Annotated in this window: 21 protein-coding genes; 8 read left to right on the forward strand and 13 right to left on the reverse strand. The window is 65.6% G+C overall.

Annotated elements, in window-relative coordinates; genetic code table 11:
* Window positions 1-4 precede the first annotated feature (4 nt).
* Both FCF25_RS08535 and FCF25_RS08540 read right to left on the reverse strand, forming a co-directional pair.
* Entirely contained in the window at window positions 5-868 is an 864-nt protein-coding gene (locus tag FCF25_RS08535) for a TIGR01548 family HAD-type hydrolase (protein ID WP_137048188.1), read from the reverse strand.
* A 121-nt stretch (window positions 869-989) separates the two neighbouring features.
* A complete protein-coding gene (locus FCF25_RS08540; protein ID WP_137048190.1) occupies window positions 990-1,433 on the reverse strand; it encodes a UPF0146 family protein in 444 nt (147 codons plus the stop codon).
* Between the two features lie 39 nt (window positions 1,434-1,472).
* On the opposite strand from FCF25_RS08540, the gene FCF25_RS08545 reads away from it, so the two are divergent.
* Window positions 1,473-1,994, forward strand: coding sequence for an archaemetzincin family Zn-dependent metalloprotease (locus tag FCF25_RS08545; RefSeq protein WP_117593078.1), 522 nt, complete (start codon window positions 1,473-1,475; stop codon window positions 1,992-1,994).
* 31 nt (window positions 1,995-2,025) lie between these two features.
* On the opposite strand, the gene FCF25_RS08550 is transcribed toward FCF25_RS08545, so the two are convergent.
* The 4 genes from FCF25_RS08550 to FCF25_RS08565 all read right to left on the reverse strand — a co-directional run bounded on the left by FCF25_RS08550 (window position 2,026) and on the right by FCF25_RS08565 (window position 5,934).
* On the reverse strand, window positions 2,026-2,487 hold the full coding sequence (locus FCF25_RS08550) for a YbhB/YbcL family Raf kinase inhibitor-like protein (RefSeq protein WP_137048191.1): 462 nt from the start codon (window positions 2,485-2,487) through the stop codon (window positions 2,026-2,028).
* A 192-nt stretch (window positions 2,488-2,679) separates the two neighbouring features.
* Complete coding sequence (locus FCF25_RS08555; RefSeq protein WP_137048192.1) at window positions 2,680-3,675, reverse strand: hypothetical protein; 996 nt, start codon at window positions 3,673-3,675, stop codon at window positions 2,680-2,682.
* A gap of 127 nt (window positions 3,676-3,802) precedes the next feature.
* Window positions 3,803-5,620 (reverse strand): ribosome biogenesis/translation initiation ATPase RLI, encoded by a 1,818-nt coding sequence (locus tag FCF25_RS08560; protein WP_117593068.1) that lies wholly within the window; start codon window positions 5,618-5,620, stop codon window positions 3,803-3,805.
* Window positions 5,620-5,934, reverse strand: coding sequence for a hypothetical protein (locus FCF25_RS08565; RefSeq protein ID WP_117593065.1), 315 nt, complete (start codon window positions 5,932-5,934; stop codon window positions 5,620-5,622). The genes FCF25_RS08560 and FCF25_RS08565 overlap by 1 nt, the downstream gene beginning before the upstream one ends.
* A 138-nt stretch (window positions 5,935-6,072) precedes the next feature.
* Here FCF25_RS08565 and FCF25_RS15595 point away from each other — a divergent pair, with 138 nt between their 5' ends.
* A complete protein-coding gene (locus FCF25_RS15595; protein ID WP_157972676.1) occupies window positions 6,073-6,237 on the forward strand; it encodes a hypothetical protein in 165 nt (54 codons plus the stop codon).
* A gap of 9 nt (window positions 6,238-6,246) precedes the next feature.
* Entirely contained in the window at window positions 6,247-7,308 is a 1,062-nt protein-coding gene (locus FCF25_RS08570) for a PQQ-binding-like beta-propeller repeat protein (protein WP_137048194.1), read from the forward strand.
* 12 nt (window positions 7,309-7,320) lie between these two features.
* On the opposite strand, the gene FCF25_RS08575 is transcribed toward FCF25_RS08570, so the two are convergent.
* Window positions 7,321-7,530 (reverse strand): hypothetical protein, encoded by a 210-nt coding sequence (locus FCF25_RS08575; RefSeq protein ID WP_117593056.1) that lies wholly within the window; start codon window positions 7,528-7,530, stop codon window positions 7,321-7,323.
* A gap of 126 nt (window positions 7,531-7,656) precedes the next feature.
* Here FCF25_RS08575 and FCF25_RS08580 point away from each other — a divergent pair, with 126 nt between their 5' ends.
* Window positions 7,657-7,938 (forward strand): helix-turn-helix domain-containing protein, encoded by a 282-nt coding sequence (locus tag FCF25_RS08580; protein WP_058580594.1) that lies wholly within the window; start codon window positions 7,657-7,659, stop codon window positions 7,936-7,938.
* Between the two features lie 210 nt (window positions 7,939-8,148).
* Here the strand turns inward: FCF25_RS08580 and FCF25_RS08585 are convergent, their stop codons facing one another.
* The gene (locus FCF25_RS08585) at window positions 8,149-10,044 is read right to left on the reverse strand and encodes a PINc/VapC family ATPase (RefSeq protein ID WP_137048196.1); all 1,896 of its coding nucleotides are present in this window, start codon (window positions 10,042-10,044) and stop codon (window positions 8,149-8,151) included.
* 264 nt (window positions 10,045-10,308) lie between these two features.
* Here FCF25_RS08585 and FCF25_RS08590 point away from each other — a divergent pair, with 264 nt between their 5' ends.
* Window positions 10,309-11,130: a manganese catalase family protein gene (locus FCF25_RS08590; RefSeq protein ID WP_117593050.1), complete on the forward strand. Its 822-nt coding sequence runs from the start codon at window positions 10,309-10,311 to the stop codon at window positions 11,128-11,130.
* Between the two features lie 71 nt (window positions 11,131-11,201).
* Entirely contained in the window at window positions 11,202-11,408 is a 207-nt protein-coding gene (locus FCF25_RS08595) for a hypothetical protein (protein ID WP_117593046.1), read from the forward strand.
* A 10-nt stretch (window positions 11,409-11,418) separates the two neighbouring features.
* Here the strand turns inward: FCF25_RS08595 and FCF25_RS08600 are convergent, their stop codons facing one another.
* Complete coding sequence (locus tag FCF25_RS08600) at window positions 11,419-11,988, reverse strand: DUF2243 domain-containing protein (protein ID WP_117593042.1); 570 nt, start codon at window positions 11,986-11,988, stop codon at window positions 11,419-11,421.
* A gap of 1 nt (window position 11,989) precedes the next feature.
* On the reverse strand, window positions 11,990-12,283 hold the full coding sequence (locus tag FCF25_RS08605) for a hypothetical protein (protein ID WP_137048198.1): 294 nt from the start codon (window positions 12,281-12,283) through the stop codon (window positions 11,990-11,992).
* Window positions 12,284-12,405: 122 nt separating this feature from the next.
* On the opposite strand from FCF25_RS08605, the gene FCF25_RS08610 reads away from it, so the two are divergent.
* Entirely contained in the window at window positions 12,406-13,539 is a 1,134-nt protein-coding gene (locus FCF25_RS08610) for a M20 family metallopeptidase (protein WP_137048200.1), read from the forward strand.
* Window positions 13,540-13,542: 3 nt separating this feature from the next.
* On the opposite strand, the gene FCF25_RS08615 is transcribed toward FCF25_RS08610, so the two are convergent.
* From FCF25_RS08615 to FCF25_RS08625, 3 genes are all read right to left on the reverse strand, one after another.
* A complete protein-coding gene (locus FCF25_RS08615) occupies window positions 13,543-13,995 on the reverse strand; it encodes a hypothetical protein (RefSeq protein WP_137048202.1) in 453 nt (150 codons plus the stop codon).
* Between the two features lie 68 nt (window positions 13,996-14,063).
* Window positions 14,064-14,807, reverse strand: a complete 744-nt coding sequence (locus FCF25_RS08620; RefSeq protein WP_117593027.1) for a DNA polymerase sliding clamp — start codon at window positions 14,805-14,807, stop codon at window positions 14,064-14,066.
* A gap of 121 nt (window positions 14,808-14,928) precedes the next feature.
* Entirely contained in the window at window positions 14,929-16,323 is a 1,395-nt protein-coding gene (locus tag FCF25_RS08625; protein WP_137048203.1) for an FAD-binding oxidoreductase, read from the reverse strand.
* 242 nt (window positions 16,324-16,565) lie between these two features.
* On the opposite strand from FCF25_RS08625, the gene FCF25_RS08630 reads away from it, so the two are divergent.
* On the forward strand, window positions 16,566-18,092 hold the full coding sequence (locus FCF25_RS08630) for a carboxypeptidase M32 (protein ID WP_137048205.1): 1,527 nt from the start codon (window positions 16,566-16,568) through the stop codon (window positions 18,090-18,092).
* The last annotated feature ends 261 nt before the right edge of the window (window positions 18,093-18,353 follow it).

Raw genomic sequence — 18,353 nt, forward strand, 5'->3', positions numbered from 1 at the left:
CAGGTCACTCCAACAGCGCGGGCAGGTCGTTCACGCTGTCGACGACGGCCGCTGCGCCCGCCGATTCGTACTTCCGTCGTCCCTCTTCGCCGGTGAGGCCGCCGGTCAGCACGCCGACGCCGCGGTACGTCCGACTCGCGTCGGCTTCGGCGGCGTTCACCGCCGTCCGCACGTCGTCGAGGGTGTCGCCGACGAACGTCACCGTCTCCGCCTCGAACCGTTCGGCGAGCGTCACGAGCGCCTTCGGGTGGGGTTTGCCCTCCTCCCAGTCGTCCATCGTGAAGCGGTGCTCGTCGGCCACGTCGAGGCCGACTCTGTCGAGTGCGATATCGGCTTCGGCGCTCGGTCTACCGGTTAGCACGCCGACGTCGAACCGACTCGTGAGGTTTGTGACCGTCTCCTCGGTGAGGATGACCGGTTCGTCGTGGATGTAGCCCTCGGTCTCGAACGGCGGTTCGTCGTCCTCGAACTCCCGGTAGAGGTCGCTGCCGAGGTACAGCGCCTGAAACACGTCGCGGAGATGGTCGGTTTTCCACTTGTCGCGGACCCGCGCCTGCGAGATGCTCGGCATGTCGGCGACGACCGACTGCGCGGCGTCGAGGCCGCCGCCGTGGTCGGCGATGTGCGCCGCGAACTCTTCGGTCGGCATCTTCAGTCCCTCCCGCTGAGCGAGCACGTACAGCGCGACGGCGTACGTCAACTCCCAGTCGTTGTTGAACCCCCCCGCGTCCTTGAACGCCTGGAGCTCCTCCACCGGAACCGTCCGTCCGTACACTCGGTCGACGGACTCGACGACGGCGCGGCGATAGGAGTCGGCGACGTCGACGAGAACGCCATCTACATCGAGAACGACCGCGTCGGTCTGCATACCTTGCGTGCGAACCGGAGATAGGAAATGCGTTCCGGATAACCCCCGAATTCGCCGGATTTCTGCGGTCGAGCGCGCCCGTGGCCCCACAGCCGTCGTCCGCGCTGAACCGGCACAGCCGTTATCCGTGCCCACTCGGAGCCGAACCGCCGCTCGTGCGCGCGTCGGCGTCGACGACGTACAGCGTCTCTCCGTCGAGTTGCTCGCGCCGAACCGGGACCGCCGGTTCGTCGAACCCGAGCGTCGTAAACAGGCCGTCGGCGTCGACCGCCCGAGCGACGTCCCGGAGTGGCCGATGTAGTTCCGGCGGCAGGTTCAGCGCGTACAGCGCGTCCACGTGGTAGTGCTCGCCGGGCGTCGCCGCTTCGCTGGCGTCGACGAGGTCGTCGCGGACGAACTCGACTCCTTCGGGGACCGGAAACTCCCGGACGTCCGTCGCCGCCACGGCGCATCCGGCGTCGACGAGCGCCCCGGCGACGTCGGGTCGCCGGCCGACACCGACCTCGCAGAGCGAGTCGTACCGCGACAGACGGCCGACGAGCGCCGCTTCTCTCCGATGTTTCACGTCGGGAAGTTTATGACAAGGCCCACCTTAACCGCTTGCATGCTTGTCGACATCGTGCCTATCGGGGACGTGCCCGCGCAAGTCAAGCGCGAGGCCTCCGCCGCACTGCGGTCGGTTTACAGCTGTGACGTGACGGTCCACGACGAGCAGGGTATCCCCGAGGGCGCGTACGACCGCAACCGCAACCAGTACCGAGCGGAGCAGTTCATCGAACTGGCGAGCCGTGTGGGCGACGGCGAGAAGAACATCGGCGTCACTCCGATGGATCTCTACTACCGACGCCGAAACTACGTCTTCGGGCTGGCGTATCTCAACGGCAACGGGTCGGTTATCTCCACGTACCGTCTCCAGACGTCCTCGGACGGCGGCATCTCGACGAAACCCACCGCGGAAGTGTTCGCAGACCGCGTCAGAAAGGAGGTCGTCCACGAGATCGGCCACACGTTCGGTCTCGAGCACTGCGACAACTCGAAATGCGTGATGAGTTTCTCCCCGACGGTCCGAGAGGTCGACGTGAAAGAAGAGAACCTCTGCGGGACGTGTAGCCGGACGTTCGGCTAACGACGATTGTTGGGGGGTCGGCACCCCCGCCTCAACTCGGGTCGTATGTCCCCGAAAGCGACGCTTCCGCGAGCACGTGTCCCTGCATCGCCGCGTCGAGTTCCCGCCGCGTCGCGCCCGCGACGAGCGCGAGTTCCCGGTCGAGCGCCCACAGCCGAAACCGGTAGCGGTGGCGACGGTCCGGCGGGTTCGGCCCGCCGTAGCCGAGTTCGCCGTAGTCGTTTTTCCCTTCTATCGCGCCGTTCTGCCCCGGCGACCACGATTCGGGTATCTCCGATACGTCCGGGTCGACGTTCCAGACGAGCCAGTGGTTCCACACCTTTCCGGCGACGGCCTCCGCGTCGGGGTCGTCGACGACGAGCACCAGCGACTTCGCGTCCGCCGGGACTCCCCCGACGGCGAGCGGCGGGTTGACGTTCTCCCGCTCGCGGCCGTAGCGCTCCGGTATCGGCTCTCCGTCGTCGAACGCCGGACTCGTGAGACGAAGCGACATCGGTGGTGGGGTCGACGCGCTCGACCAATATCTTTGCTACTCTCTCGCACGGGGGCGGTCGTCACGCGGAACCGTCGGTCGGCGGTCGAGGGGCGTCGACCGTCGGTCAAAAGGGATGCCGACCGCCGGTCAAAAGAGATGTCGACCGCCCGTCAAAAAACGACTGCGGGCGCGGCCGACAACTCCGTTCGCCTACGGGCTCTCCAACCGCTCCTCCGGGGGGACGAACGACCCGACGGAGACGGTGTACAGCGTGAGGGTGGCGACGCGGAGCAGGTACGACATCAGAAGCGCCACCGGCGCGAAGACGACGGCGGCGACGACGCTCGACACCCACCGCAGCGTCGACGCGGTGAGCGTCGGCGACATCGACGACGGGCTCTTGTACACCTGCGTGAAGCAGTAGACGACCAAGAGCGCGCCAAGTCCGAGGTAGATGAGCCGCCGCGAGAGCCGCGCGAGGTCCTGTTGGATGGCGAGCGTCTTGAAGAACTGCCTGACGGTGGCGACGCCCTTCAGCAGTTCGAGCAGGTCGTCGAACTGCTCCGACGCCTCCTCGGAGAGCCTGTCGTGGTGCTGTCGTTTCAGCTTCCGCGTCGCGTCCAGGTGGTCGGCGTACTCGCTTCCCAGGCAGAGAAGCAGCACGTCGACGGTGCTGTTGTCCGACCGCCCGTGCGTGAGGTGCTCGCCGTAGTCGACGAGTGCCGCGGTGTAGCTCTCGACCTCCCCCGCGAGTTCACGGTCCTCCCCGTCCAGCCGTTCCTGAAGACTCCCCGCTTCCCGCTGGAGCGCGTCGCCGAGGAACGCCAGAAACGGTCCCGGCTCGTTCGGGCTGTTCGGTGCGCCGACGACGTCTTCGACGTTCCGTCGGAACTCGAGGTTCCCCTCCAGTTGCTCGGAGAGGTCCGACGGCGACCCGAACACCCGCGAGAGGATGAGCTGGTTGATGGAGAGGACGACGGTCACGAGCGTCAACAGCCCCGAGAACGTCCCGCTGCCCATCAGCGTCGCGAGGTAACTACCGCTGGCGACGTGGAGGACGCCCGCCTCGGTGAGTAAGCGTACGACGACGAACACGCCGAGGACGACGACGAGCGTGATGATTCGCCGACTTCCCGTCAGATACAGCCACCGTTGGACGGCGTTCAGCGAGTCGCCCTCTTCGTTCGTCTTCCCCTCGTCGCTCATCGACCGATCATCTCGGGTTCGAAGTCCGACGACTAACCCGATAAACCGTCTGGCGAAGAACTATGTCACTCGAATCCCGCAGTTGGCGACGACGAAGGTCACCCCGTCGGACGGGAGCGCCGACCGGTTACGGCGCGTAGTAGTACTCGCCCTGCTTCTTCTGCTCGCGGTCCAACTGGCTGCCGGGCTTGTTGATGCGCGGGCGTCCCGTCCGCTCGTCGCGGCGGAACGTGATTTCGAGGTCCGAGAGGAAGTCGTTCATCCCCGCGCGCATCTCCTGGGGCGTCGAGGCGTGACCGTGCTGGGCGGGTTCGCCGTCGAACACCATCAGGCGGTCGGCCAAGAGGTCCATCATGTAGATGTCGTGGTCGATGACGAGCACCGTCGCGTCGTGGTTCTCGGCGTAGCGGCGGATGGCCGTCGTCGCCTGCACGCGCTGTTCGACGTCGAGGTGCGCCGACGGCTCGTCGAGCACGTAGAGGTCGGCGTCTTTCGACAGACAGGCCGCGATGGCGACGCGCTGGCGCTCGCCGCCGGAGAGGTCGGTGAGGTTCTGCTCCATGATGCGTTCGAGTTGGAGCGGTTGGGCGACCTCGGTGTTCCAGTACGACGAGCCGAAGTCGTCGGTGATAGAGGAGAGGAAGACGTCGACGCGCATCGGCTGGTCGATCTCGATGTACTGCGGCTTGTAGGCGATGTCGAGCAGGAAGTCGAGTTCGCCCTCGTCGGGCTCGAGCTGTCCGGCGAACATCTTCGCCAGCGTCGACTTCCCGATACCGTTGGGACCGACGACGCCGAGCACCTCGCCGTGGTGGATGGTTCCGCCCTCGACGTCGAGCGAGAACTCGCCCTCGCCGTACGACTTGGTCAGGTCGGGGTACTCGACCAGCGGCGCGCTCTTGGCCGTCTCTCGGGGCGCGTGTTGCTCGAACGTGATGGCGTTCGGCCGGATGCGCATGTTCTCGTTCGAGAGGTAGCCCTTCAAGTACTCGTTGATGCCGTTGCGAACCGATTTCGGCGGGGTGACGACACCGAACGCGCTCGGCTCGCCGTAGGCGATGTGGAGCGTATCGGTCAGGAGGTCGAGAATCGCCAGGTCGTGTTCGACGACGAGCATCGAACGGTCGGCGTCGTCCTCGGCGAGTTCCTGAATCAGGCGCGCGGCCTTGACGCGCTGGCCGATGTCGAGGTACGGCGTAATCTCGTCGAGGAAGTAGAAGTCGGCGTCGCGCGCGAGCGTCGCCGCCAGCGCGACGCGCTGGAGTTCGCCGCCGGAGATGGAGTCGATGGACTGGTCCATCACCGGGGCGATGGAGAGTTCGTCGACGAGGTAGTCGAGTTGGCCGCGCTCGTCGGTGTGTTCGAGCAGTTCGCGGGTCTTCCCGTCGAACTGCTTCGGAATCTGGTCGACGTACTGCGGCTTGCGGGCGACGGTGATGTCGCCGTCCATCAGGCGCTCGATGTAGTTCTGGAGCTCCGTGCCGCGGTAGCGGTCGAGCACCGTCTCCCAGTCGGGCTCCGCGCCGTAGTCGCCGAGGTTCGGCGTTATCTCCTCGGCGAGGATGCGAACGGCGGTGGACTTACCGATACCGTTCGGCCCGAGGATACCCGTCACCTTCCCCGGCTCCGGCACCGGGAGGCCGTACAGCGCGAACGCGTTCTCGCCGTAGCGGTGAGTGGGGTCCTCGGTGAGTTCCTGCGGCAGGTTGATGATCTCGATAGCGTCGAACGGACACTTCTCGACGCAGATGCCGCAGGTTTCGCCGAGGCAGATCTCCTCGGAGATGCGAATCTGGTCGGGGTCGCCCTCTTCGGTGTCCTCGCCGCGAGTGGTGATACACTCCTTGCCCGTGCGGTTCGGCGGGCAGTAGTTCGCGCACTCGTAGTTGCAGCGGTCGGGTTGACACCGGTCGAGGTCGACCACGGCGATGCTGTCGTCGGCCATTAGAACGTCACACCCGTGCTCAGGAAGACGGTGTAGCTGATGAACCAGAGCGCGAACGTCATGAACACGACGTAGAGGTAATCTTTCGCGCCGAACCCGTCCATGTCGACGCCGACGAGGCGCAACAGGGGGAACTGCACGAGGACGAACGCCACGAACACGGCAAGCGAGAGCGAGTTCACGGCGTCGTCGACGGTCGTCCCCACCACGAACGCGGAGGCGACGGCCGCCCCGATACCCGCGAGACACGCGAGCGTCGTGACGGTCACCCCCCGCATGTGACTGGAGAGACCGGTCGCTGTTTCGGTCGCCATACCCGAAGATGTGATATGCGGCGTCAAAAGCCGTTCGCTCTCGGTGTCGGCAGCGGGTACTGTGCTCTCTGCGTGACACAGGTGTTGGGAAAACGTACTATAACGAAAATTTAAATATTCTCCCCGTGCCACACAGTCATGCACAAGAAAATCCAGCGTCTCCTCGCTGGTATCGTCAACACTGCTTACTACCAGTCGACGACAGCGTTCCTCGACGAGGATACGGTTGCGAGCGTTCGAAACGAACTGGAGGGTACTACGGTCACCGCTTCCTCGGGTGCACACATCGTCCTGCGCAACTGAGCACTCCACATGCCGCACACTACCCGTCGTGAACTACTCGCCGCCGGCGTGAGCGTGGCTGCTAGTGGCCTCGCTGGTTGCCTATCCGGCGTGCTCGAACGGCGAGAGCGGTGGAGCTATACGACCGACGGCGACCCGTTTACAGCGCCGACACTCGACGGGCCTCGGCTCTACGCCGGCTGTGACGACGGCGTCCTGTACGCGTTCCGGGCCGACAGCGGAACTGTCGAGTGGCGGTATCAGTTCGGCGAGCCGGTACGGTCACGGCGACTCTCGACGGCAGACGGACTCGTCTATCTCACGGATCACTCGGGGGGCGTCCACGCAGTCGATGCCGCGAGCGGCGAACGTCGCTGGCGAACGTCGCTTGACCGCCCGCTCGTGACGCCGCCGGTCGTCGTCGACGGTACCGTCTACGTCGGCGGACACCGAGACACCGCGGGAGTGTACAGACTCGACGCAGCAACCGGTGACCGACTCGACACAGTCGGCTCCCTGTCGGGAAACGCTCTCGTTCTCACTGTCGACGAGGCAACGGCGTACGTCGGCGACACCGATGGCGTCGTGAGCGCGTTCGACCTCGAAAGCCGAGCACGAACGTGGCGATACCGAGTGACTTCGGCCATCGGTGGGACCGACTTCCCGCTCTCGAACGGACGGCTCTACTTCGGCGACCGGTCCGGCGCGATCACCGCCGTGGACGCAACCACCGGGACGCGGCAGTGGGAGACCGACCTCGAGAGTCCGGTGTTCGCGTCGCCCACCGTCGCTGGTGACACACTCTACGTCGGAACTGCAGACCGACACCTGTACGCCCTCGCCGACACCGACGGACGTCGACGGTGGCGGTTCGACGCACAACGTGAGATCACGGGCTCGGCATCGGTTCGAGACGGTGTGGTGTACGTCGCCGACCAGTACAACTCTCTGTACGCGGTGGCGGCCGAAAGCGGGACGCAGCACTGGCGATTCGAACTCGGAGCGCCGACGGTTACGAAACCAACAGTCGGCTCGAACTCCGTCTACGTGGGGACTGGATGGTCGGTGCAGGCAGTCTCACGGACGCTGTAGCCTCGCTGATGTTCAATCGTAGAACAACCACACCGTGACGAAACCACCGAGCGCGAGAACCCACCCGACAGCCCGCGCCGCCCAGACGAACTCGTCGAGACCCCATCCTGTGAAGAAATTCGTCCCTCCGTACCGCTGTGTCGTCGTCAGCAGCAGGAAACTCCCGGCACAGAACGCTGCGAGTGGAAGTCTCCGTAGCACCGACTTCACGAGGCGGAACATGCTGTCGTACCTGTGGTATGTCCGATGTGCATTTGATTTTCGTGCATTTTCGTCGCCTCGTTGCACCGAGTTGACGCGTACCATTCCATGAACCTTTATGCTCGTGCACCGTTTCGATTCGTAACGATGGCTGGAACAGAACAGGAGAGTCTCGACGACCTCCCCCCAAGCGCAAAATTGGTTTTCAAAGTACTCGAATACAACGGCCCTCTGACGCAGAAAGGCATCGTCCAGGAGTCGATGCTCTCAGCGCGGACGGTCCGATACGCGCTCGAACGACTCGAAGGTATCGGCGTCGTCGACGAGGACGTCTACTTCGCGGACGCGCGGCAGAATCTCTACCAACTCACCGAGAAACCGAAAGCGGCGGTCGACGGCGGGTCGGAAGCCTGCACCGCAGAGCAGTAATCGACGTCTCGGGCTGAACGTCGATCTCTCTCTTCGCTATTTTCTTTTCATCTCCAGCGACTGCCGACCGTGACGCTGCCGCTCCGAGTCTGCCGGAACGACCGTGCTCTCGTGTTCTCACGAACCGCGCGAGTAGGAGGTCGTCGTGTCGGTTACGCCGGGACGCCGACGCCGACGCGAGCGCCAGCGAGCGGCGGGTTGTAGTGCCCGCTACGCGGGTACCACAGTAATCTGCTGTTTCCGGTCGATGGCGTCCTCCAGTTCGTCGGCGATGGCGCTGCCGCGAGAGACCTGAATGTCGCCGCCGCGGCCGACCGTCGCCGTGAACAGGTACTCGCCGCCGGCGCGGACTTCGACCGTCTCGCCGACGTGGCCGTCCATCCGGACGACGATGTGCCGGGAGGTTATCTCGGGCGTCACGACCTCCCCCTCGGGCTCGCCGACCCGACCGCCTGCACCGCCCGCGCCGCCGCTACCGTTTCCCGCTGACCCCGCTGACCCCGACGACGACCCCATCTTCGGGTTCTCGTCGTGAGTCCGCACGTCGATGTCGATGCCGAGTCGCTCCTCGATGTCGGTGATGCGGCCGCCGCCCTTTCCGATGACGTAGGAGATGTCGTCCTCCTCGACGTACACCGCCGCGCGGTCCTGGCCTTTCAGTTCCACGTCGACGTGACCGCGGGCGATGGAGCGAATCTCGCGCTCTATCTCCTGTTTGGCGATGCGACCGACGCCCGACTCGCTCTGGCCGCCGCCGTCTTCGCCCAGCGGGACGGTGACGACCTGACGGTTGAACGTGTATATCTCGAACTCGGGGCGTCCCGTCTCGAAGTTCCGAACCTGGATGACGGGGCGCGCGAGGTCCTCGGCGGTGAGGCCCTCCGGGACCTTCACCTGCGTCGTCACGTCGTAGACGGTGTGGACCTCGCCGGCTTCGATGTAGACGACGGTGTCGACAACCTGCGGAATCATGCCGAGTTCGACCCGGCCGATGAGTCGCTGAAGCGCGTCGATGGCCCGCGTCGCGTGGACGACGCCGACCATGCCGACGCCCGCCAGCCGCATGTCCGCGAACACCGAGAAGTCGTTCGACTTCCGGACTTCGTCGTAGATGGTGTAGTCCGGGCGAACGAGCAAAAGCGAGTCGGCGGTCTTCTCCATCTGCCCGCCGAGGGCGGTGTACTGGGTGATCTCGGGGCCGACCTGCAGGTCGCGCGGTTTCTCCATCGTCTTGACCGCGTAGTCGTTGTCGTTGAGGAACTCCGCGACGGCCTGCGCGAACGTCGACTTCCCGGCGCCGGGCGACCCGGAGATGAGGACGCCGCGCTGGCGTTCCAGCAGGCGCTCTTTCAGTTCGTCGACGAACTCGTAATCTTCGAGGCTGGTCTTGGCTATGGGTCGAACGGCCGTAATCTCGATACCGTCCGAGAACGGCGGGCGGGCGACGGCGATGCGGTAGTTGCGGAACTGGACGATCTTCATGCCCGGTTCCGACAGTTCGATGAAGCCCTGGTTGCTGGAGCGGGCGCTCTGTTCGATGTCGTCGGCCCACTCCTTCATCTGGACCTCGTCGGAGACCTCGTCGGAGATTATCTCGTAGTGCATCTCCTTGAGCGCGCCGCGTTTGGCCTTCGGCTTCGTCCCCGCCTTCAGGTGGACGCTCATCGTCTCGTCGTCGAAGAACTCCTCGATGGCGAGGCTCTCGCCGCCGCGGATGCGCGGTTCGACGTACTCGACTTCGATGCCCTTCGCGCGGCCAACCTCGGCCTGCACCACGTCGCTCGTCAGCAGCGTCGCGCCGTGGTCGTCGGCGAGGTCGCGGATGAGCGCGTCGATGTCGCCCTCGTGGGCGGCGTCCTGTTCGTCGACCGACGGGCGGCGACCGACGAACTCCACCTCGATGGCTCCCTCGTCGACGTACTCGGCGAGTCGCTGTAGCTCTTCGAGCCCCTCCCACCCGCTGTCGTAGCCGGCGTTGGCCTGCGACTCCAGTTCGCCGACCACCGCCTCGGGGACGAGGACGGTCACGCCGTCGTACGCCCCGCTCTCTACTCGTTCGGACACGCGGCCGTCGATGACCGCGCTCGTGTCCGGGACGATGTTCATACCCTCCCTCCGGCCGGGAGCGTGATAAGAGTGTTTGAGTGGCGGATGTCCGCGTCCGTCGCCGCACCCTCGTCGACTTCTCTCGCCCAGTCTGCTCGTCGGCCCTTCGCGCCCGGTCTGCTCGTCGACCCTTCAACTCCGGTCCGCTCGTCGACCCTTCAACTCCGGTCCGCTCGTCGACACGACTCCGCGTTTGCTCGCGCCCCGAAGGCTACTCACATGTACAAGCCTCACTTTGTTGTCACTGCTCGTGGCTCACATCGTGTGTTCTACCACGAACCCGAACTCCAGTACGAAGTCGAAGTCGAGGAACCGGACCCGTACTTCGCGAAGATGCTCCAGCAGGCTATCGGCGGCGCGGAGGGCGAGATGCGCGTCGCGCTGCAGTACATGTTCCAGGCGTTCGCCGTCCCCGCCGACAAACAGGAGTACCGAACGCTGCTGATGGAGACGGCCGCCGAAGAGCTGGGACACATCGAGATGCTCGCCACCGCGGTGGCGAAGAACCTCGAAGGAGCGCCCGAGCACATGCGCGAGGAGGCCCGCGAGAACGACGCCGTCATCGACGCGATGATGAGCGGCGGTCAGCCTCGGCAGGCGCTCTCCGCCGGCCTGCACGCGATGCCCGTCGACAGCAACGGCGTGCCGTTCTCGGGCGGCTACGTCGTCGCCTCCGGCAACCTCGCCGCCGACATGTACGCGAACGTGATGGCGGAGTCGACGGGTCGCCTGCTCGCGACGCGACTGTACGAGATGACCGACGACCCGGGGATGAAGGACATGCTCGCGTACCTCATCGCCCGCGACACGATGCACCAGAACCAGTGGCACGCGGCGCTGGAAACGATGGAGGACCACGTGCCGGTGCCGGCCAGTTTCGACCAAGCGAAGGAGAACCAGGACGTGAACTACGAGTTCATGTCCACGTTCCGCGAGCAGCGCGAGGACCCCGACCAGCGGTGGACGCAGGGGCAGTCGCCCGACGGGAAGGGAGAGTTCTCGTTCCGCGCGGAGCAACCCGGCGGCGGGATGCCCGACCTGGAAGAAGTCATCGACGAGATGTACAACAGTCCGAGCGGCGAGTAGTCGCGCGGTTCCGTCACTACTGCTTCGATTTTTCAGTAGCTTGACGTCGCGGGGATGGACAGACGTAGTCGATGGGTCCCCTCGAAGCGAACGGCTACAGACTCGGCATCGTCGTCATCGCGTTCGGTCTCTCTCGTCAACTGCTCGACTTGGGAGCGTATCGCGGAGAACTGACCGTGATTCTCGGCGCAACGATAGCCGTCCTCGCGGTTCTCGTCGATACGGCGACCACTCTGCGTTCGCGTGGCGACGACCGCGAAGCGAGCCGAACGCCCTAGCTCGACTCGCTCACATCCCCTCGGCCGGCGGCGTCCCGTCCTCTCGGCGCTCCGCGCGGACGACGAGAAGACCCGCAATCAGCAGCACGACGCTTCCGACCAGCCACAGGAGGTCGAACGCGTCCGGCTGGAGTCCCTGCGTGACGTGGTGCATCTCCAGGATGTAGTGGTCGACAGTGCCGTCGTAGAGGTTGAAGAGCGCCGTGCCGACGACGACCGCGCCCGCGTACGTCCCGGCGGACCACGGCACGTCGGGTCTGTCGGCCGTCTTCCACAGCATCCAGAAGCCGACGGCCATGATAGCGAGCATCAGAAGCGAGAACAGGCCGTCGGCGACGAGATTCAACTGCAACGCCTGCGGCGTCGTCGGCGGCACCCACCCGGAGATGAGGTGGTGCGTCTGCAGCACGAGGTGGAAGACGAGCACGTCGACGAGGCCGCCGAGGCCGAATCCGAGTACGACGCCCGCGCGGAGCAGCGGACGGTCCGTCGTCTCCTCGACGTCGGTCCCGGTTCGGGCCGGGCGCTCGGCGGTCCCGTTCCGTCGCTCGAAGCGACCCGACCCCTGTGATTCGGCCACGTCAGCGTTCCTCTGCGTCGTCGGGGTTCTCGTGTTCGGACTCTACCCACTCCTCGCCCGACGCTTCGCCGTCTTCGTCGTCGTCGTCCGCCGCCGAGTCGTCCGAATCCTCCTCGTCGTCGCTCTGGTCGCCCATCCGCATCTCGGTCTGCTCGACGGCGCTGACGTCGTCGTCGTCGCCGCCGTACTGATTCTGGTCGTCCTCGTCGTACTGGGTATCTTTCTCGCCGCCGTACTCGCCTTGAACCTCTTCCTCGTCGCCGTGGTTCTCGTCGCCGTGGTCGTCGTCGCTCATAGCGTCGAGAGAAACGGGGAGCAGTCAGTTAGTGGCGATGCTGGTTCTTACAACGTCCGGGCGCGAGCGTCGCTTTGCCGGCACACGCTCCCTTATTGTATCGTCACCCGCTACCGCACGACATGGACGACGTGAACGACGCGGCCGACGTGGACGACGCGGTCGACGTGACGACGCTGACGCGGCAACTCGTCTCGATACCGAGCCACGAGGACGAAGCCGCCGCGGGCGACGCTATCGAGGACTGGCTCCACGAACACACCGACGGAAACGTAACCCGCGACAGCGCGGGCAACGTCATCGCCCGCAAGGGACCGAGCGACGAGAGCGGAAAGCGCGTCGACGACGCGCCCTCGCTGGCGCTCGTCGGCCACCACGACGTGGTCCCGCCCGCACCGTCGCAACTCGACGGCGAGGAGTACGTCGTCGACGTGCGCGACGGCCGCCTGTACGGTCGCGGGTCCGCGGACATGAAGGGCGCGGTGGCGGCGTCGATGCTCGCGTTCCGCGACGCCGACCCGAGTTGCGAACTCGTCTTCGCGAGCTTCGTCGGCGAGGAGATCGGCGGGACTGGCGCGCGGACGGCCATCGAAAACGGGTTCGCCCCCGACTACGCCATCGTCGCCGAGGGCTCGACGAACTACTCGAAACCGGGCGTCACCGACGTGGTGGTCGCGCACAAGGGCCGCCGCGCGAGCACTATCGTCGCCCGCGGGTCGGCGGCGCACGCCAGCGAACCCGAGGCGGGCGAGAACGCCATCTACCGCGCCTCGGACGCCATCGACGTCGTCCGGGAACTGGAGTTCCCCGAAGTCGACGTGTTCGGCGAGAACCTGCGCGGAACCGTCGCCGTCACCGGAATCGACGGCGGAACGGCGTGGAACGTCATCCCCGACGAGTGCGAGATTACCGTCGACGAGCGAACCGTCCCCGGCGTCCGCGCCGAGTTGGAGCGCGTCGAGCAGATAGAGGGCGTCGAGTGGACCGTCGACCAGGACCTGCCGCCGATGAACTGCGACGACGAGGCGTTCGCCGACACCGTTCTGCAGGCGGCGATAGATGCGCAGGACGGTGAACCGGAGTTAGTGACGAAGCCGCACGCGACGGACGCCGGGTGGTTGGCGCAGGCCGGGACAACGTGCGTCGTCTGCGGTGCATCCGAACCCGGCGAGGCCCACACGAAATCCGAGAGCGTCGGCATCGACGTGCTGGAGCGCTGTTACCGCATCTACCGGAACGCGGCGGAGTCGGTGTAGCGGTCAGTCGAGCGTTCGGCGTCCGCGGACAGCACTCCCGACGAAGTAGCCGACGGTGCCGAGGATGACGGAGGTGGTGACGGCAGTAGCCGTGACAAAGACCTTTGAGCCCTCCATCATAGAGAAGAACAACACCTCGTCTGCGAGCGGCCCGGAGACGAGTAAGCAGAACAAGAGTAACCAACTCGCGACGAGGCCATCACCGTAGTAACCGGGAACGGCGGCTATCGTTATCCAGCCGACCGTCAGAAGCGAACCTACGGCCGGGGAAACCGGTATCACGAAGAGGGGATGGGATATCGTCAGCAGTATCGAACGCGGTCCGGTGACGGCGACGGTTCCGACGATGAGAGCCGAGAGTCCAAGCGTAATCAGGAGCCACCGACCCATTTGCCTCGGCTCGTCGCCGACGAACAACCCGACGAATCTCGCCTGCCTGCTCGCTGTCGCGTCCATCGCTTCGACCGATACTCCGACCCACTATGTGCGATTTGGTACAGAAGGTTAATCGGACAAGCAGACACTCACCGACTCTGTATCCGCGGCGCGAGGAAGTACAGCACCTCCCCACTGCCGTCGGCGTAGACGTAACTCAGTCGCATCGGGTACTCCTCACCGAGTTCGAGCGTCAGTTCCGCGTCCGTGGGAACGACGCGATTCATATCGGCGAGATAGTCGAGTGAGAACAGCGAGTGCGCCGGGGCAACTTCGAGGTCTACGAGGTCGTCGTCGTCCAGTTCGTAGTGGACCGTATCCACATCGCCCTCCGCGTCCACGTACAGATTTTCGCCACTTTCGTCGACGCCGACGGCGACGTGCGTCGAGACCATCTCGGCGGCTCGTATCGCTTGGTCGAACTGCCGTCCCTCCACGACGGCGCTGGCTGGCAGTTCGAGTGCGTCGAGGTCCGGTTCCGCTCGAATCGCGTCGGGGTCGACGAGCGCGAGTGTGTACTCCAAGCCGCCGACTCGAATCCGGAGTTGTCGCGTCTCCTCGTCGAGTTCGAGGTGGACAAGGTCGTCCGAGTTCGCCATCCCGACCACGCTATCGAGTCGCTCCACGTCGACACCGACGACACCGCCGTCGGCCTCGTAGGACTCGAAGGCCTCCCGGTCGAGGGCGAGTTCGACCACGCCGACCGTCGCGGGGTCCATCGCCGAGATTCGCAAGCCCTCGGCGTCGAGGTGAATCCGACACTCGTCGACAAGGGTGCCGACGGGGTCGAGCGTCTTCGAGAGCGTGTCCGCGCTGGCGACTGCAGTGAACATACGTTATCGTCTCAACTGGGAGTCATAAACGCGAGCCAGGCGGAGTGAAAGTGGACGTGGTTCGAGGGACGCGACGACGCCTGCGGCACGGAGACACGCCCGTCCTGCGTCGCGTACGCTCCTACCCCGCCGGTTTCACGTTCTGCGTCGACCGGAAGACGTTCCCCGGGTCGTACTCGGTTTTCGCCTCGACGAGACGGTCGTAGTTCCCGCCGTAGGCGTTGCGTTCGCGGCCCTCGCTGTCGCCCTCGAAGTTGACGTACGTCCCGTCGGTCGCCTCCTCGGCGAGCGCGTCGTGACACTCCCGCACCCACGCGACGCACTCGTCGTCCCGCGACGGCTCCTCCCAGCGAGCGGCGACGTTCACGACGAACTCGGCGTCTCGGTGCGGGTAGGCGGTCGCCTCCGAGGCGACGTCGTTGACCGCGCCGCCGACCTGGTGGATGAGAATCTCGGACTGCGGCGTCGGGAAGCGACCGGCGTACTCGACCATGGTGTGTATCGTGCGGTCGGTGAGGTCCGTGAAGTTGGCCGCCTTCCAGTAGTTCCGCGCGCCCGGCGCGTAGAGATCGTCGAAGGTGCGCTGGGCCGCCGCGTAGGGCATCGGTGCGACGACGTCGGCGATGGGGTCGCCGTACTCGCGGAGCGGTTCGAGCGCCGCTTCGCCCGCGTCGAGGTCGCCGGCGTAGAACGCCAGCAGTATCAGCACCGTCGTTCCGTGAACGTCCTCCGGGAGGAACTCCAGCGGCGGCGCCGCCGCGCTGTTCACCCACACGCTGCACTCGCGCGGTGCGTCGGCGGCGAATCTGTTGTAGTGTGCGAGCACGTCGGGTGCGTCGTCGTAGGCGTAGACCACCGGCCCGAAGAGAACCTCGGGACCGACCTCGTGGAGTTCGAACTCGAAGGAGGTGACGACGCCGAAGTTCCCGCTCCCGCCGCGGACTGCCCAGAAGAGGTCGGGGTTCTCGTCGTCGCTCGCGCGCACCAACTCGCCGTCGGCGGTGACGAGGTCGACCGACCGGAGGTTGTCGACGCTCAGGCCGTACTTGCGGCTGAGCCACCCCATCCCGCCGCCGAGGGTGACCCCGGCGACCCCGGTCGTCGAGATGACGCCGCCGGGCGTGGCGAAACCGAACGCCTGCGTCTCGTGGTCGAGGTCCGCCATCGTCGCACCCGGCCCGACGCGGGCGGTTCGCGACGCCGGGTCCACTCGAACCGACGACATCGAAGAGAGGTCGATGACGAGTCCGTCGTCGCAGACCGCGCTCCCCGCCACGTTGTGTCCGCCGCCCTTGACGGCCAAATCGAGGCCGTGGTCGCGGGCGAACCCGACCGCCGTAACCACGTCGGCCGCTCCGCTGGGTCGGACGACGACCGCCGGCTTTCGGTCGACCATCGCGTTCCAGACCGACCGCGCCTCGTCGTACCCGTCGTCCCCGGGTCGGAGAACTTCGCCGTGGACGCTCTGTTCTAACGTTTCGTACTCCGCTTCGTCTCTCGTTGGTTTCGTCGCCATCGTCTCGCTCCCCCAGCGGAGAGGCGGTGGCGGGGATTATATGGTCACCTGCTGCCAGTTCGGCGACCGCTGCAAGCAGCGCAGACGCTGCTCAGATGTCGTGGGACGAAACTCTCGCCGCTGGGGAAGCGCCCGTTTTCGACGCCGAAACGTCCGCTACTCCGACTCTTGCTCGCCGAGTAAAACCGGCCCCGACGACCGGAAACATCCGTTTAATTAGTATCGATTCGAAAGGGTGGACGATGGCAACCGAAGCCTCCACCGAGTCCGCGCCCGAGGCGTACGGCGAACTGGTAGAGAAAGTCAAACGAATCTCGAACGTCCAGAACGCGGCGGGCGTGCTCGGCTGGGACCAGCAGGTGATGATGCCCGACGAGGGGACGCCCGCGCGCTCCCAGCAGCTCTCGACGCTGTCGGCGATCAGCCACGAACTGCTCGTCGAGGACGGCATCGGCGAACTGCTCGAGGAGTTGGAGGGCGAGGAGCTCTCCGACGAACAGGCGGCGGTCGTCCGTGAGGTCCGCCGCGAGTTCGAACGCGCCGCGCGCGTCCCGACCGAACTCGTCCAGGAGATCTCGGAGACCTCCTCGGAGGCGCTGCCCGCCTGGAAGGAGGCGAAAGCCGAGAACGACTTCTCGAAGTTCGCCCCGCTTCTGGAGCGACACGTCGAACTCAAGCGCGAGTACGCCGAGCACATCGACCCCGACAAGGACCCCTACGAGGTGCTGTTCGCGGAGTTCGAGCCGTACCTCCCGCTCGAACAGGCCGAGGCGATTCTCGACGAGGTCCGCGAGACGCTCGTTCCGATGATCGAGGAGATCCGCGAGTCGGAGACCGATTTGGCGACGGATGCCTTCGCGGGCACGTTCGACGAGGACGAGCAGATGGAACTGTCGCGCGATACGCTCGACACGCTCGGCTACCCGTGGGAACGCGGCCGCATCGACGTCGCGCCGCACCCGTTCTCGACGGGGACGATGTTCGACGCTCGCGTGACGACGCGCTTCGACGAGTCCGACCCGCTCGGGGCCGTCTTCTCGACTATCCACGAGTTCGGTCACGCGACGTACACCCACGGCCTGCCGGACGAGGCGTACGGCACGCCGCTCGGCGAGGCGCGTGACCTCTCGGTCCACGAGTCGCAGTCGCGGCTCTGGGAGAACCACGTCGGCCGCTCGAAGGCGTTCTGGCAGCAGTTCCTCCCGACGTTCCAAGAGCACTTCCCGCAGTCCGAGGACGTCACCGTCGAGGAGGCGTACGAGGCCGCCAACCAGGTGTACGAGGACAACCTGATTCGCGTCGAGGCGGACGAGCTTACCTATCACATGCACATCATCATCCGCTTCGAAATCGAGCGGATGCTCGTTTCGGGCGAACTCGACGTGGAGGACGTTCCCGAGGCGTGGAACGACAAGTACGAGGAGTATCTGGGGATTCGGCCCGAGACGGATTCGGAGGGCTGTCTGCAAGACATCCACTGGAGCCACGGCAACTTCGGCTACTTCCCGACGTACTCGCTCGGCAGCGTGATGGCCGCGCAGCTGTTTGCGGCCGCTGAAGAGGATATCGACGACCTCGAAGGACAGATTCGGGACGGCGAGTTCGACGACCTCCACGAGTGGCTCACGGCGAACGTCCACAGCCACGGCCAGCGCTACGAGACGAACGACCTCGTCGTCGAGGCGACGGGCGAGGACTTCGTCGCCGACTACTTCCTCGACTACGTGACCGAAAAGTACGGCGAACTGTACGACCTCGATTCGGCGTAAGTCGGGTTCGGGAGTTTCGTTTCTTTTCTCGGAGTCGTTCGTGTGAGCTTTCGCACCACATCGAACGCAGTGGCGACCGCACGGTAGCCGGGCGCATCGAGACAGCCGCCGCCACGGCCTCCCCAACCGATTCGCTCACTTCGTTCGCTCATCCCTCGCACGGTACGGCGCGGACAGCGCCGCGCCGTGGCGCGCGCCGGAGCGCTCCTCCGTGAGCGCGACAGATGCGTGAGGGAGTCGGGCGCGTTCATGCGCCCGACG

The organism is Haloprofundus sp. MHR1, assembly GCF_005155585.1.
Taxonomy (GTDB): domain Archaea; phylum Halobacteriota; class Halobacteria; order Halobacteriales; family Haloferacaceae; genus Haloprofundus; species Haloprofundus halophilus.

Coding starts and splice junctions, on each gene's coding strand:
- FCF25_RS08595 (WP_117593046.1), top strand. CDS start 11,202: ATGGGTCCCCTCGAAGCGAACGGCTACAGACTCGGCATCGTCGTCATC.
- FCF25_RS08565 (WP_117593065.1), bottom strand. CDS start 5,934: ATGGCGACCGAAACAGCGACCGGTCTCTCCAGTCACATGCGGGGGGTG.
- FCF25_RS08580 (WP_058580594.1), top strand. CDS start 7,657: ATGGCTGGAACAGAACAGGAGAGTCTCGACGACCTCCCCCCAAGCGCA.
- FCF25_RS08605 (WP_137048198.1), bottom strand. CDS start 12,283: ATGAGCGACGACGACCACGGCGACGAGAACCACGGCGACGAGGAAGAG.
- FCF25_RS08620 (WP_117593027.1), bottom strand. CDS start 14,807: ATGTTCACTGCAGTCGCCAGCGCGGACACGCTCTCGAAGACGCTCGAC.
- FCF25_RS08570 (WP_137048194.1), top strand. CDS start 6,247: ATGCCGCACACTACCCGTCGTGAACTACTCGCCGCCGGCGTGAGCGTG.
- FCF25_RS08550 (WP_137048191.1), bottom strand. CDS start 2,487: ATGTCGCTTCGTCTCACGAGTCCGGCGTTCGACGACGGAGAGCCGATA.
- FCF25_RS08630 (WP_137048205.1), top strand. CDS start 16,566: ATGGCAACCGAAGCCTCCACCGAGTCCGCGCCCGAGGCGTACGGCGAA.
- FCF25_RS08555 (WP_137048192.1), bottom strand. CDS start 3,675: ATGAGCGACGAGGGGAAGACGAACGAAGAGGGCGACTCGCTGAACGCC.
- FCF25_RS08575 (WP_117593056.1), bottom strand. CDS start 7,530: ATGTTCCGCCTCGTGAAGTCGGTGCTACGGAGACTTCCACTCGCAGCG.
- FCF25_RS08610 (WP_137048200.1), top strand. CDS start 12,406: ATGGACGACGTGAACGACGCGGCCGACGTGGACGACGCGGTCGACGTG.
- FCF25_RS08585 (WP_137048196.1), bottom strand. CDS start 10,044: ATGAACATCGTCCCGGACACGAGCGCGGTCATCGACGGCCGCGTGTCC.
- FCF25_RS08625 (WP_137048203.1), bottom strand. CDS start 16,323: ATGGCGACGAAACCAACGAGAGACGAAGCGGAGTACGAAACGTTAGAA.
- FCF25_RS15595 (WP_157972676.1), top strand. CDS start 6,073: ATGCACAAGAAAATCCAGCGTCTCCTCGCTGGTATCGTCAACACTGCT.
- FCF25_RS08560 (WP_117593068.1), bottom strand. CDS start 5,620: ATGGCCGACGACAGCATCGCCGTGGTCGACCTCGACCGGTGTCAACCC.
- FCF25_RS08545 (WP_117593078.1), top strand. CDS start 1,473: ATGCTTGTCGACATCGTGCCTATCGGGGACGTGCCCGCGCAAGTCAAG.
- FCF25_RS08615 (WP_137048202.1), bottom strand. CDS start 13,995: ATGGACGCGACAGCGAGCAGGCAGGCGAGATTCGTCGGGTTGTTCGTC.
- FCF25_RS08535 (WP_137048188.1), bottom strand. CDS start 868: ATGCAGACCGACGCGGTCGTTCTCGATGTAGATGGCGTTCTCGTCGAC.